12 protein-coding genes are annotated in these 12,852 nt (G+C 64.0%); 10 read left to right on the forward strand and 2 right to left on the reverse strand.

Going from position 1 to position 12,852, the window contains the following annotated elements:
- The first annotated feature begins 21 nt into the window (after nucleotides 1–21).
- From IWY39_RS00255 to trxB, 4 genes are all read left to right on the forward strand, one after another.
- Entirely contained in the window at nucleotides 22–954 is a 933-nt protein-coding gene (locus tag IWY39_RS00255) for an alpha-E domain-containing protein (RefSeq protein ID WP_107123612.1), read from the forward strand.
- 21 nt (nucleotides 955–975) lie between these two features.
- The gene (locus tag IWY39_RS00260; RefSeq protein ID WP_017181330.1) at nucleotides 976–1,848 is read left to right on the forward strand and encodes a transglutaminase family protein; all 873 of its coding nucleotides are present in this window, start codon (nucleotides 976–978) and stop codon (nucleotides 1,846–1,848) included.
- Between the two features lie 24 nt (nucleotides 1,849–1,872).
- Nucleotides 1,873–2,610 carry a peptidase gene (locus IWY39_RS00265; protein ID WP_017181329.1) on the forward strand — a complete coding sequence of 246 codons (738 nt, stop codon included), beginning with the start codon at nucleotides 1,873–1,875 and terminating at the stop codon, nucleotides 2,608–2,610.
- Nucleotides 2,611–2,800: 190 nt separating this feature from the next.
- Nucleotides 2,801–3,763: a thioredoxin-disulfide reductase gene (gene trxB / locus IWY39_RS00270; RefSeq protein ID WP_107123611.1), complete on the forward strand. Its 963-nt coding sequence runs from the start codon at nucleotides 2,801–2,803 to the stop codon at nucleotides 3,761–3,763.
- 108 nt (nucleotides 3,764–3,871) lie between these two features.
- On the opposite strand, the gene IWY39_RS00275 is transcribed toward trxB, so the two are convergent.
- Complete coding sequence (locus IWY39_RS00275; RefSeq protein WP_017181327.1) at nucleotides 3,872–4,162, reverse strand: phosphopantetheine-binding protein; 291 nt, start codon at nucleotides 4,160–4,162, stop codon at nucleotides 3,872–3,874.
- A gap of 28 nt (nucleotides 4,163–4,190) precedes the next feature.
- A complete protein-coding gene (locus tag IWY39_RS00280) occupies nucleotides 4,191–5,207 on the reverse strand; it encodes a GNAT family N-acetyltransferase (protein ID WP_229380570.1) in 1,017 nt (338 codons plus the stop codon).
- A gap of 62 nt (nucleotides 5,208–5,269) precedes the next feature.
- Here IWY39_RS00280 and IWY39_RS00285 point away from each other — a divergent pair, with 62 nt between their 5' ends.
- From IWY39_RS00285 to IWY39_RS00310, 6 genes are all read left to right on the forward strand, one after another.
- Entirely contained in the window at nucleotides 5,270–6,790 is a 1,521-nt protein-coding gene (locus IWY39_RS00285) for an acyl-CoA ligase (AMP-forming), exosortase A system-associated (RefSeq protein WP_107123609.1), read from the forward strand.
- A complete protein-coding gene (locus IWY39_RS00290; RefSeq protein ID WP_181316577.1) occupies nucleotides 6,787–8,019 on the forward strand; it encodes a pyridoxal-dependent decarboxylase, exosortase A system-associated in 1,233 nt (410 codons plus the stop codon). The genes IWY39_RS00285 and IWY39_RS00290 overlap by 4 nt, the downstream gene beginning before the upstream one ends.
- 133 nt (nucleotides 8,020–8,152) lie before the next feature.
- Complete coding sequence (locus IWY39_RS00295; RefSeq protein ID WP_017181323.1) at nucleotides 8,153–8,800, forward strand: XrtA/PEP-CTERM system exopolysaccharide export protein; 648 nt, start codon at nucleotides 8,153–8,155, stop codon at nucleotides 8,798–8,800.
- Nucleotides 8,801–8,802: 2 nt separating this feature from the next.
- Nucleotides 8,803–10,323, forward strand: coding sequence for an XrtA system polysaccharide chain length determinant (locus tag IWY39_RS00300; protein WP_107123608.1), 1,521 nt, complete (start codon nucleotides 8,803–8,805; stop codon nucleotides 10,321–10,323).
- A gap of 14 nt (nucleotides 10,324–10,337) precedes the next feature.
- Entirely contained in the window at nucleotides 10,338–11,252 is a 915-nt protein-coding gene (locus IWY39_RS00305) for an AAA family ATPase (RefSeq protein ID WP_107123607.1), read from the forward strand.
- On the forward strand, nucleotides 11,249–12,850 hold the full coding sequence (locus tag IWY39_RS00310) for a hypothetical protein (protein ID WP_107123606.1): 1,602 nt from the start codon (nucleotides 11,249–11,251) through the stop codon (nucleotides 12,848–12,850). The genes IWY39_RS00305 and IWY39_RS00310 overlap by 4 nt, the downstream gene beginning before the upstream one ends.
- The last annotated feature ends 2 nt before the right edge of the window (nucleotides 12,851–12,852 follow it).

A 12,852-nucleotide genomic window follows, 5' to 3' on the forward strand; every position in this document is an offset into this window, starting at 1 on the left:
ATGGGGAAGGGGGTATCCCACATGCTGAGCCGGACCGCCGAAAATCTCTACTGGATGGCGCGCTATATGGAGCGGGCCGAAGCCACCGCCCGGCTGCTGACCATGGGGCAGCGCATGGCGATATTGCCCGGCGCGCATCATCGCGACGAATGGCGTTCCGTCGTGCGCGCAACTGGCAGCGGCCACCAGTTTCCCGAAGGGGTGCAGGTGACGGAAAGCGATGTCGTCTCCTTCCTGATGCTGGACCTCGACAATCCCAGCTCGATCCGCTCCTGCCTGCTCAAAGCGCGGTCCAACGCCAAATCGGCGCGCACCATGCTGACGCAGGATATGTGGGAAGCCTTGAATGATGGCTGGCGCAAGCTGGACAGCTATGATCTGTCGGAAGCGCGGCAGCAACTTCCGGTCCTTATCGACTGGGTCAAGACCCGCGTCATGACCTTTCGCGGTGCCACCCATTCGGGCCAGCTGCGCAATGAAGGCCATGATTTCCTGCGCTGCGGCTCCGCGCTGGAACGGGCGCAGATGACGCTGCGGCTGCTTGACGTCAAATATTATGTCCTGCTGCCGGAAACCGAAGTCATCGGCGGCAATCGCGACCATTATCAATGGACATCGGTGCTGCATGCGCTGTCGGGCAGCCGTGCCTATCATCATGTCTATGGCGGCACTTATACGCCGTGGCAGATCACCGATTTCCTGATGCTCAACCGCATGTTTCCGCGCAGCGTCGCCTATTGCTACGACCAGCTGGCCTATCGCCTGCACCGGCTGGAAGGGTGGCACGGCACGCGCAATCCCTGCCATGAGACGGTGCAGCAGATGGTGACCGCGCTCGAACAGCTCGACAGTGGGGAAATCTTCCGCTTCGGCCTGCATGAAACGGTGCAGCATGGCCTGCAAATGACCAATCAACTGGGCATGGAAATCGCCCAGGCCTATCATTTCGGCTAGAAGGGGGAAGGGGGGCCTTTCATGAAATTGCTTGTCCGCCACCAGACCGTCTATCGCTATGACGCATCGGCAGGGCGCGTGGCGATGCGGCTGAAGCTGATGCCGGTTGATACCCCGGCGCAGACCGTGCTGGATTGGCAGGTCAGCGTGAATGGCGATGTGCTGACGGATTTTCGTCCCAACAGCTATGGTGAGATGGAAACGATCTGGATTCGCCACGATCGGCAGGACAATGCCGTCATCGTCGCCGAAGGGCTGGTCGAAACCCGCGAGACTCACGGAGTCGTCGGTGCGCCCGTCAGCCGGGTCAATCCGCGCTATTTCCTGCGCGAAACGCCACTCACCCGCGCGTCGGACGGTATCGCCGCCATGGCCCGCGCCACGCCAGAAGGCGATGGCCCGCTCGCCCGGCTGCACGCGCTGTCCGCCGCCGTCATCGACGCCGTTGGCTATCGCGCGGGCGTCACGACATCGGCCACCACCGCCGCGCAAGCCTTTGCGCTGGGGGCAGGGGTGTGTCAGGACCATGCCCAGATTTTCATCGCCGGGGCGCGTTCGCTCGGCATCCCGGCGCGCTATGTGTCGGGCTATCTGCTGGCTGGTGATGGCAGCGAATTGCACGAAACCCATGGCTGGGCCGAAGCATTGGTGCCCGAACTGGGGTGGGTCGGCTTCGATCCGTCCAACCGTGTCTGCGTGACCGAACGCTATCTGCGCGTCGCCAGCGGACTGGACGCGGATGAGGCCGCGCCGATCCGGGGCACGATCACGGTTGCGGGCGATATCTCGATTGACGCGGACGTCCGTATCGCGCAGGCGGTTGATGGCGTCGAGGAACGGCAGTTGCAGCGGCAACAGCAGCAGTCTATCCCGCCGTCCAACGCGCAGCTTTGATTCAGCTTTCGGGGACCGGGACGAATGACCTATTGTGTGGCGGTGCGGGTTGACCAGGGGCTGGTCATGCTGTCCGACACCCGCACCAATGCGGGCATGGACAATATCGCCCGCTTTCGTAAGAGCTTCACCTATCTGGTCGAGGGCGAACGGGCGATCACCCTGCTTTGTTCAGGTAACCTGTCGATCACGCAGGGGGTGAAGGCCACGCTCAGCAAGGCGATCAAGGACGCCAAGCTCGACCCCGACATCGAAACCATCCTCAATTGCAGCACCATGCACCGCGTCGCGCAGATCGTGGGCGATGCGATGCGCGCGATGCAGACGCGATACCGCGAAAGCATCGAAATGGGCGGTTCGGGCGCCAGCGCCTCTATCATGATCGCGGGCCAGCGCCGGGGCGGCAAGCCGCGGCTCTACCTCGTCTACAGCGCGGGCAATTTCATCGAAGCGACCGAGGACACGCCTTTCTTCCAGATCGGCGAGCATAAATATGGCAAGCCGATTCTGGACCGCATCATCACGCGCGACACGACGCTGGAGGACGCGACGAAGGCGGTGCTGGTGTCGATGGATTCGACCCTGCGCTCAAACCTGTCCGTCGGCATGCCGCTTGACCTGACGGTCATCCCGACCGACAGGTTCGACTTCCGCGTCCGCACCCGCATCGAAGCCGACAATGAAGAATTCGCCATGATCTCCCAGGGCTGGAGCGCCGCGCTGCGCAAGGGTTTCGAGGATTTGCCCAACGTATTGGATTGAGCAGGGCCGGAGGGGGAGGCGACGCGGCCCCGTTTTCGCCACAGGGCTGCGCTGATCGACGGCGGCGGATGGATCATCCCTCTCGCTACCCACACCCCCGCTTCGCACCGCCCAAGCAAATCCTTCGCTTGCCTGCGCGCCGTCACCGCCTATCTCTCCCATCAACACGAATCGCAGCTGAAAGCCTGATATGACCGCCACCCATTCGACCCGTATGCTCATCCTCGGTTCCGGCCCGGCTGGCCTGTCCGCCGCCATTTATGGCGCGCGTGCGGGACTGGCGCCGATCGTGGTGCAGGGGATGCAGCCGGGCGGGCAGCTCACCATCACCACCGACGTCGAAAATTACCCCGGTTTCAAGGATGTGATCCAGGGGCCATGGCTGATGGAGCAGATGCAGGCGCAGGCCGAGCATGTCGGCGCGCAGATGATGTATGACCAGATTGTCGATGTGGACCTGGCGCAGCGGCCCTTTCGCCTGACCGGGGACGGCGGCGTGGTCTATGTCGCCGATACGCTGGTCATCTGCACCGGCGCGCAGGCCAAATGGCTGGGCGTAGAAGGGGAAGAGCATTTGCAGGGCAAGGGCGTCAGTGCCTGCGCCACCTGCGACGGCTTTTTCTATCGCGGCAAGAAGGTCGTCGTGATCGGCGGCGGCAATACCGCAGTCGAGGAAGCGCTGTACCTCACCAACCACAGCCATGACGTCACCCTGATCCATCGCCGAGACACGCTGCGCGCCGAAAAGATCTTGCAGGAACGGCTCCACGCCCATCCAAATATCAAGGTGCTGTGGAACAAGGCGGTCGATAAATTTGTCGGCGGCGGCACGCCTGAAGGGCTGGTCGGCGTGGACCTTATCGACACGGTAACCGGCGAAAAGTCGCATGAGCCGACCGACGGCGGCTTCGTCGCGATCGGCCATCATCCCGCGACCGAACTCTTTACCGGCAAGTTGCCGATGGATGAGGGCTATTTGCTGGTCGAAAAGGGCACCACCCGCACCTCGATCCCCGGCGTGTTCGCGGCAGGCGACGTGACCGACAAAATCTATCGCCAGGCGGTGACCGCGGCGGGCATGGGCTGCATGGCGGCGCTGGACGTGGAAAAATTCCTGGCCGAAGCCGATTTTGAGGCGATGGTCGAAGCGTGACTACTTGCCGTTCGGGCTGAGCGAAGTCGAAGCCTTCCACTGAGCGGAGCGAAGTGGTCTCCCTATCGGTTGGCCGAGCCCTTCGACTTCGCTCAGGTCGAACGGATATTACTGCGCCACCTTGCTCCGCGCAAAGGCGACCAGCGATCCGAACGTCTCGAACGTGTCGCCGTCGATGTCGTCATCCTCGATCAATATGTCGAAACGATCTTCCATCTCGGTCAGCAAGCCAGCAACCGCCATCGAATCCAGCTCCGGCAGCGCGCCGAACAGGGGCGTGTCAGCCGCGAACCCGTCGACCTGATCCTGCGAAAGGCCCAGCACGTCGCGCAACAGCGCCCGCGTCAGAAGCTCGATGTCATCGGTCCGGTCGACCGGCTGAGGAGATTGCGCCCGCATGATGGGCGTCGTCCTAGTCATTCCCGCCCTATCCGACAAGCGCGGAAATGGCTGTCCGGGCCGCAGGCAGCCAGTTGGACGCATGGCGCGGGTTGAAGGCGTCGATGCGGTGGAGCGGTACTCGCTCCTCCATCCAGTCGCTCTTGTAGGGATTGTCGCCTGTGCCATAGTCGATCGTCGCGACCCGATCGCCATCGATCGCTTGGGCAAACATCGCATGGCTCAGCAGCGTGCCGGGCGATCCCGCGTCATGAGCGCGATCATGGGACAGTTTGTGGATGAGCGCGACGCCATTTTCCACCGTCCATAATTGGGTGGCGACCGCGCGGCCCCTGTTCCCCTCGGCCTCCCGCGCAAAACCCAGCCGCAACGTCCCGGCTTCGCTTTCCTGCTGGACCAGCGCGCGCAGGAAATTCAGACCGGGTTCCGCCTCCTTCCAGCTGCGCCCGTGCACATCGACATAGTCGCGCCACAGATCGTCGGTCAGCCGGTCGCTGATCGACAGGTCATAGCGGTTGGCCCGCGCCCGGCGCCTGACGAGCGTGCGCAGCCGACCGGGGCGGCTGGCCCAATAGGTCGCGAAATCCCGCCCGGCGATCGGCAGAATATGCCGCCCGCCCATTGGCCGCGACAGCGCAAACCATCCGGTCCGGCGCAGGCTGGCCAGCAGTTCGACGCTCGATTCGACCGGATAGAGGTCGATCTGGCTGGCGCTGCGCAACAGGTGGCGGCTCAAAGTGTCGAGCAGGTGCGCCCGCTGCGCCGCATCGGGCTTGCCCGTGAAAAGCGGCGACCAGTCGAAACTATACCAGTTGGCCAGCGCAGACAGACGACGGCTTTCATGTTCCAGCAGGAACAGCCAGGCCTGTGCGCCATTATCTTCTGACATGACCACCCGCACCGGGACATCGGCCAGACAATGACGATGCAGCAGATCGAACCAGTCGAACCGGCCAAACAAGCCGGGCATGGCGTCGCGGTCGAGACGGCCTTGCAGCGCGTCCCGCACTTGCGCGAGGCTGTGATATTCCCTTGTCGTCGGCAACCGACTATCTCCGCATGCGTGAAGGTGAGGCTTAGGGGCAAAGTCTGGAAATGGAGTTAAGCATGCGCCAGACAGACCAGACCATGGCGATCCTGCCGATCGACCACCTGCTGCTGCGTGGCTATCGGGACCGGGCGGCGCTGGACGGGCGGTCGGGCAGCTATAATTTTGCCGAGCTGGAAGAAACGCTGGGGCGGCTTGCAGGCTGGCTGGCGGGGTTTGGACTGGAACCGGGTGCACGGGTGGCGAGCTGGATCGCCAAGGGGCCGGTGGCGGCGCTGATGCCGCTCGCCGCGCCGCGTGCGGGTTTTGTCCATGTCCCGGTCAATCCGCTGCTCAAACATGCGCAGGTGGCGCATATTCTGGCCGATAGCGGCGCGGCGCTGTTGATCGGCACGACGGCGCGACTCGCGACGCTGGCACCGGGCGATGTGCCGCAGGGGTGCCAGTTGCATCGGGAGGATGACGCCGCCTGCGCCATGAGTGGGGGGGCGGCGCTTGCCCCCTCGACCGCGACCCCGGACGATCTCGCCGCCATCCTCTACACCAGCGGATCGACCGGGCGGCCCAAGGGGGTGATGCTCAGCCACGCCAATCTCTGGCTGGGCGCGGTCGCGGTCGCCGACTATCTGGGTCTGACGCCGCAGGACCGCACCGCCTGCGTCCTGCCGTTCAGCTTCGATTATGGCCAGAATCAGCTGCTCTCAACCTGGTTTGCCGGCGGCTGCGTCTATCCGCTCGACTATCTGACGGCCCGTGACGTCATGAAGCTGGTCGACCGGCGCGACATCACGACGCTGGCTGGCGTACCACCGCTCTGGGTTCAACTGACCGAACTGGATTGGCCGCCGGAGGTCGCGGCCAAACTCAAACGCCTGACCAACAGTGGTGGCGCGCTGACCCGGCCGCTGGTAGCCCGGCTGCGCGCGCTGTTTCCCAAGGCCGATCTTTATCCCATGTACGGCCTGACCGAAGCCTTCCGCTCCACCTACCTGCCGCCCGCCCTGGTTGAGAGCCACCCCGACTCGATGGGGTCGGCGATCCCCTTTGCCGAGATACTGGTGGTCCGCCCCGATGGCAGCATCACTGACGATGACGAACCGGGCGAACTGGTCCATTGCGGCCCGCTCGTCGCCCAGGGGTATTGGCGCGACGCGGCCCGTACCGCCGAGCGCTTCAAGCCCGCGCCATCCGCTTCCCGCTATGGCGGCATGGCGGTCTGGTCCGGCGACACGGTGCGACGCGATGCCGATGGCCTGCTCTATTTCGTCGGGCGCGACGATGCGATGATCAAGTCGGCGGGCAACCGGATCAGCCCGACCGAGATAGAGGAGGCTGCGGTGGCGGTGCCGGGCGTCGCCGAAGCGGTGGCGCTGGGGGTGAAGGATGAACGGCTGGGGCAGGCGGTCAAATTGCTGATCCGCTCCGCCGACCCGGACGTGGCCCAGGCGGTCGCCACGCACATCAAGGCGGAACTGCCCAATTTCATGCAACCGCGCGAAATCCTTGTGCTGGCGGCATTTCCCCGCAATCCCAACGGCAAGATTGATCGAGTCGCGCTGGCGCGGGAGTATGGCATTTGAAACCGATGGGACCGATCCCGGCCTGGTTTGCGGGCGAAGAGGGGATGCTGCTGATCGGCGGCTATGGCGCGGCGAGTCTGGTCGACGAAGTGGGCGATACGCCGCTCTTTGCCTATGACATGGACATTGTCCGGGCGCAGATCCGCCGTTTCCGCGAAGCCATGCCACAGGCGCTTCACCTCCATTATGCGATCAAGGCGAACCCCTATGCGCCGCTGCTGACGGCGATGGCGGAGCAGGTGGACGGCTTCGACATTGCGTCGGGCGGTGAGTTGGAGATGGCGCTGGCGGCGGGCATGGACCCGGCACGGATCAGCTTTGCCGGGCCGGGCAAGCGCAATGACGAACTGGAAGCGGCGATCTTTGCCGGGGTCACGCTGAACCTTGAATCCGAAGGGGAGGGGCGGCGCGCGCTCGCCATCGGCCAGCGGATCGGCAAGACCCCGCGCGTCGCCGTGCGGGTGAACCCGGACTTTGATCTCAAAGGATCAGGGATGCGGATGGGCGGCGGGGCCAAGCCCTTTGGCGTCGATGCCGATCGCGCAGCCGCGCTTGCCCGCGCAATGATCGATGGCGGTGCGGACTGGCGCGGCTGGCACATCTTTGCCGGCAGCCAGAATCTCGATGCGATGGCGATCATCGAAACGCAGGCGGCGACGATCGCGCTGGCCGCCCGCCTATCCGAAGCGGTGGGCGTCACGCCGCCGCTGGTCAATCTGGGCGGCGGCTTTGGCCTTGCCTATTTCCCCGGCGACGTGCCGCTCGACATCCGCCCGATCGGCGTTGCGCTCGACACAGCGTTCGAATCGCTGCCGGATATTCTCAAGGGCAGCGCCTTTGCGATCGAACTGGGCCGCTGGCTGGTCGGGGAAGCGGGTGTCTATCTGACCCGCGTGATCGATGTGAAGATCAGCCAGGGCGAAGCCTTCGTTATCGTCGATGGCGGGCTGCATCATCAACTGGCGGCCAGCGGCAATTTCGGCACGGTGGTTCGCCGCAACTATCCGATCGCACTCGCCAACCATTTCGGCGCGCCGCCAGCCGCCGATCCCGTGACGGTCGTTGGCTGCCTCTGCACGCCCATCGACCGGCTGGGCGACAGGATCGCGCTGCCACCTGTGCAGGAAGGCGACCTGATCGCCATTTTCCTTGCCGGTGCCTATGGCGCATCGGCCAGTCCGGCGGCATTTCTTGGTCATCCAAGTCCTCGCGAAGTTTTACTTGGCTGAGTTGTTGGTGACTTAACTCCTAACGGTATCTTTACCCTTTCCCGGCAAGAAGAGCTCGGAAGCCCTGTGCTGACCGGCCCGCCTTGCCCTCTTTGGCGGCTGGTCGCGCATGGCCGCACAAAGAGGTGAGATTATGCGTTTCGTGTCGGTTTCCAGGCTCCTGATCGGTGCATCGCTGCCCGCGCTTGTCCTGTCGGGCTGCGCTGCGGGTGGTGCCAGCGGACCGCAATTGCCGCCAGCCTCTTTCGTGTCGACCCGCGAAGGGCCGGGCGAGGAATATGTGATCGGCCCGCTCGATGACCTCACCATTTTCGTGTGGCGCAACCCCGAACTGGGGGCAAAGGTTCAGGTGCGCCCGGATGGCCGCATCACCACGCCGCTGATCACCGACATGCCGGCGGTGGGCAAGACACCCAAAATGCTGGCCGATGACATCAAGCTGGCGCTGACCCAATATATCGAAAACCCTCTGGTTTCGGTGATCGTCAACAATTTCAGCGGAACGTTCAGCCAGCAGGTGCGGATCGTGGGCGCGACGGAAAAGCCCGCCTCCATCCCCTATCGTGCCAATATGACGCTGCTCGATGCGATGATCTCTGTCGGCGGCCTGTCGGAATTTGCAGCGGGCAACCGCGCGCGGCTGGTCCGCTTCAACAAGAATACCGGCAAGCAGCAGGAATATCAGGTCCGCATCAACGATCTGCTGAAAAAGGGCGATACGAAGGCGAACGTCATGCTCGCGCCCGGCGACGTCATCATCATCCCTGAAAGCATGTTCTGATCATGGCCGGTCTCTACGAAGAATTGCTGTTGCTGCTCCACGGAGTCTGGAGTCGACGCTGGATCGCGCTCGGCGTGGCCTGGGGCGTATGCATGCTCGGCTGGCTGGGCGTCGCCCTGATCCCCAACAGCTACCAGTCGAAGGCGCGGGTCTATGTGAACACCCAGTCGCTGCTGGAGGACAAGATGGGCATCACCCAGGTCCAGTCGCAGCAGGATCTCGACCGGGTCCGCAATACGCTGGCCAGCGCGGAAAATCTGGAAAAGGTCGTGCGCAACACCGACCTGTCGCAGAGCGTGTCCGGCCCCCGCGACATCGCGGCCAAGATCACGAAGCTGCGCGAGAATATCACGGTGATGGCGCAGGCTGATCCCAGCATGATCGACATCAGCGCGATTTCCGCGGACAGCAGCCTGTCGGACGGCGCGAATGCGCGGATTTCGCAGCAGATCGTGCAGAAGCTGATCGATATTTTCCAGGAGGAGAATCTCTCCGGCGACCGCAATGAAACCAAGCAGAGCCTTGCCTTCCTGGACCAGCAGATCGCGGCGCGGGGCAAGCAGCTGGAAGCCGCCGACCAGCGCCGCGTTGAATTTGCGCAACGCTATGTCGGCCTCTTGCCTGGTGCTGGCTCGATCAGCCAGCGGATGGATGCCGCGCGGCAGGAAATCAACACGATCGATTCGCAACTGGTTCAGGCGCAAAGCGCGCTCAGTGCCATGAACGGCCAGCTGGCGGGTACGCCGCAAAGCCTGCCGGGCGTCGGCCCTTCGGGCGGCCCTTCGGCGCTGGGTCAGGCGCAGGCCAATCTGGCCGCAATGCGCGCGCGCGGCTGGACCGCGCAACACCCCGACGTGATCGCTGCCCAGCGTGAAGTGGACGCCCTGCGCAAGTCCGGCGGCGGCGCCGGTTCGGGCGGTGGTGGCACCCCCAATCCTGCCTATCTGTCGATCAAGTCGATGCAGGCCGAACGCGCCGCCACGGTGCAGGCGCTTTCGACCCGCAAGGCGCAGCTACAGGCCGATCTCAACACGATGATGGCCAAGCAGGTCGATGAACCGGGCATCGCGTCGGAGCAGGAAAAGCTGGACCGCGACTATGAGGTTCTGAAAACCCAATATGACAAGCTGCTGGCCGATCGGGAGGAGATCCGTCTGCGTGGCGAGGTAAAGACCGAGACAGGCTCCGTCCAGTTCCGGGTCATCAACCCGCCCAGCATGCCGACCGCGCCTGCAGCACCCAACCGGCCGCTGCTGTTGCTGGCTGTGCTGGTCCTGGGGATCGGTGCGGGCGTCGGCGTGGCTTTCGCCATGGGGCAGCTCAAGGGAACATTCCCCACCGCCGCGCGACTGGAACGGGCGATCGGCCTGCCGGTCGCAGGCTCCATCAGCCAGACGATCAGCGCCGCGCAGGTCGCCATCGACAAGCAGCGGATGAAATGGTTCGCAGGCGCCAGCGGTGGTCTGGCCGCTGTCTGCCTGCTGCTGATCGTCGTCGAATTCGTCCAGCGCGGTATGGCGTGAAGGAGGCAGGAACCATGAACCAGCATAGCTCCATCAAGGGCGGATCGCTGATCGAGCGGGCGACGGAGATTTACGATTTCTCGGCTGCCCTGCGCGGTCGTGCCGCCCCGGCCGTCGATATTCCGGCGGACCTGCCGCCAGCGCCGGTCATCGCCGACCCTGTGTCGCCTTCACCGTCAGCCTTTCGCGCTCTGCCCTGGACCGGCCCGGTCCAGCCGATCGATCGCATCAAGCTGGAGGAGGCCGGTTTCCTGCGCCCCGACGGCGCAGTCACCGCGATGAGCGAGGAGTTCCGCCTGCTCAAGCGCGATCTGCTCGCCCAGTTGCAGGGGCAGGAGCGCGGCAATCGCATCCTCATCTGTTCGGCCCATAGCGGCGATGGCAAGACATTCTGCGCCATCAATCTGGCGCTCAGCCTGGCGGCGGAGAAAGACCGCGAAATCCTGCTGGTGGATGCGGATTTCGGCAAGCCCGGCATCCCCGAAACGCTGGGTCTGGAAAGCGGCCCCGGCCTGATGGACGCGCTCGCCGATCCGATGATCGCGATTGAGGATATCATCATCCGCACGGACCTGCCGTCGCTGTCAGTGCTGCCTGCCGGGCAGCGCAGCAATGCCGACACGGAATATCTTGCGTCCGCGCGCACCGAACAATTGCTGTCGCGGCTGACCGAAGGACGGCCCGAACGCATCATCATTTTCGATTCGCCGCCGTTATTGGCGGCATCGCCCGCCGCCGTGCTGGCCAGCCATGTCGCGATCGCGCTGCTGGTCGTGCGCGCCGACAGCACATCGGAAAGCGCGCTGCGCGATGCTGCCGGGATGCTCAAGGGCGGCGCACAGGTTCAGCTTCTGCTCAACGCGGTCCGCTTCAACGGCGGCGGTCGCCGGTTCGGCAGCTATTATGCCAAGGGGAAGAGTTCGTCATGACTGTCCGTCAGTGGATCAGCGGCGCATCGCTCGCCGTGCTGGCCGCGGGGAGTGCCCCTGCGCTCGCCCAGACGACCAGCGCGGACCGGCGCGTCAATGTCACGCCCTATCTGGGCGTTGATCAGGTGGTGATGGCGCCGCTCAAGGGCGATGGCGACGTGCTGACCTACACCAATGTCACCGCAGGCGTGACGGCGCAGGTCCAGACCCGCCGGGTCGAAGCCGCCGTCGATCTGCAATATAATCACAGCTTCAGCTGGAGCAACCAGATCGGTGACCAGGATGTGCTGAGCGGCATCGCCAACGCGACCGTCAATGTCGCGCGCGGCCTGTCCATCCACACTGGTGGGCTGGCATCGCGGGTGCGGACGGATGGACTGTCGGGCGCATCGACGCTCAACGACAGCTACACCAGTCAGGTCTATGCCGGTTATATCGGCCCGGCCTACACGACGCAGATCGGTGACATCACCGTCAACGCTTCCTATCGGCTCGGCTATGCGCGGGTCGAGGACGATCTGGATTCCAACCTTTCCAACGCTCCTGTCAGCGGATCTTTCGCGGACAGCTGGACGCATAATCTGATGGGATCGGTGGGCTTTGGCCCCGGCACCTTGCTGCCCGTCGGCCTGACCGCCAGCGCAGGTTACGACCGTGAAGATGCCAGCCAGCTCGATCAGCGGTTCGAGGACAAATGGGGCCGCGTCGACGCCACGCTGCCGGTATCGCGCACCGTCGCGCTGATCGGTGGTCTTGGCTATGAGCAGATCGAAATCAGCCAGCGTTCGCCGCTGCTGGATTCGACGGGCGTGCCCGTCATCCGCAACGGCCGCTATGTCACTGACAAAAGCTCGCCGCGCGCGCTGGTCTATGAATTTGACGATATTATCTGGGACGCGGGCGTGTTGTGGCGGCCCAGCCGTCGCACGTCGCTTCAGGCACAGGTCGGTCAGCGCTATGGCGGCATGACCTATCAGGGCAGCTTTACCTGGCAGGGCGCGAACAGCAGCTTTGCCGTGATCCTGTTCGACGGCATCGACAGCTTCGGTCGTCTGATCACCGCCAATGCGGCCGCGCTGTCGGGCAGCAGCTTTGACGTGGCACGCAATCCCTTCACCGGCGACATTACCGGTTGCGCCTTCTCCACCACCGGTGGCGGGCAATGTTTCAATGATGCGCTGTCGGGCATCACTGACGCCAATTTCCGCTATCGCGGCGTTTCGGCGCAATATTCGCTGCGCCGCGGCCAGTGGGGCTGGGGCGTGGGCGCCGGTTATTCGCAGCGCAAGTTCGTCACGCCGCAGGGACAGACTGTCCTGGTGCGCGGGTCGAAGGACGAGAACTGGTACGGCAATGCGTCGATGACCTATATGTTGGGCAATCGCGACAACATCGATACGGTTGTCTACGTCAATTATTTCGACGCCAGCGACGCGCGCCCCGACGTTCTCAACTATGGCGGGTTCACCAGCTATTACAAGGGTTTGACCCGTCGCCTTTCGGCGTCGGCATCGGTCGGTGTGGATGGCGTTAAGGCGGATGATCTCGACACGGTGATCAGCGCGATGGGGCAGGTCGGCCTGCGTTACAGTTTCTAACG

The organism is Sphingobium sp. JAI105, from assembly GCF_015752145.1.
Classification (GTDB): domain Bacteria; phylum Pseudomonadota; class Alphaproteobacteria; order Sphingomonadales; family Sphingomonadaceae; genus Sphingobium; species Sphingobium xenophagum.

Excerpts from the sequence above, each read along its gene's own strand:
- IWY39_RS00260 (WP_017181330.1), top strand. The coding sequence starts at position 976 with ATGAAATTGCTTGTCCGCCACCAGACCGTCTATCGCTATGACGCATCG.
- trxB (WP_107123611.1), top strand. The coding sequence starts at position 2,801 with ATGACCGCCACCCATTCGACCCGTATGCTCATCCTCGGTTCCGGCCCG.
- IWY39_RS00255 (WP_107123612.1), top strand. The coding sequence starts at position 22 with ATGCTGAGCCGGACCGCCGAAAATCTCTACTGGATGGCGCGCTATATG.
- IWY39_RS00295 (WP_017181323.1), top strand. The coding sequence starts at position 8,153 with ATGCGTTTCGTGTCGGTTTCCAGGCTCCTGATCGGTGCATCGCTGCCC.
- IWY39_RS00285 (WP_107123609.1), top strand. The coding sequence starts at position 5,270 with ATGCGCCAGACAGACCAGACCATGGCGATCCTGCCGATCGACCACCTG.
- IWY39_RS00305 (WP_107123607.1), top strand. The coding sequence starts at position 10,338 with ATGAACCAGCATAGCTCCATCAAGGGCGGATCGCTGATCGAGCGGGCG.
- IWY39_RS00275 (WP_017181327.1), bottom strand. The coding sequence starts at position 4,162 with ATGCGGGCGCAATCTCCTCAGCCGGTCGACCGGACCGATGACATCGAG.
- IWY39_RS00300 (WP_107123608.1), top strand. The coding sequence starts at position 8,803 with ATGGCCGGTCTCTACGAAGAATTGCTGTTGCTGCTCCACGGAGTCTGG.
- IWY39_RS00265 (WP_017181329.1), top strand. The coding sequence starts at position 1,873 with ATGACCTATTGTGTGGCGGTGCGGGTTGACCAGGGGCTGGTCATGCTG.
- IWY39_RS00310 (WP_107123606.1), top strand. The coding sequence starts at position 11,249 with ATGACTGTCCGTCAGTGGATCAGCGGCGCATCGCTCGCCGTGCTGGCC.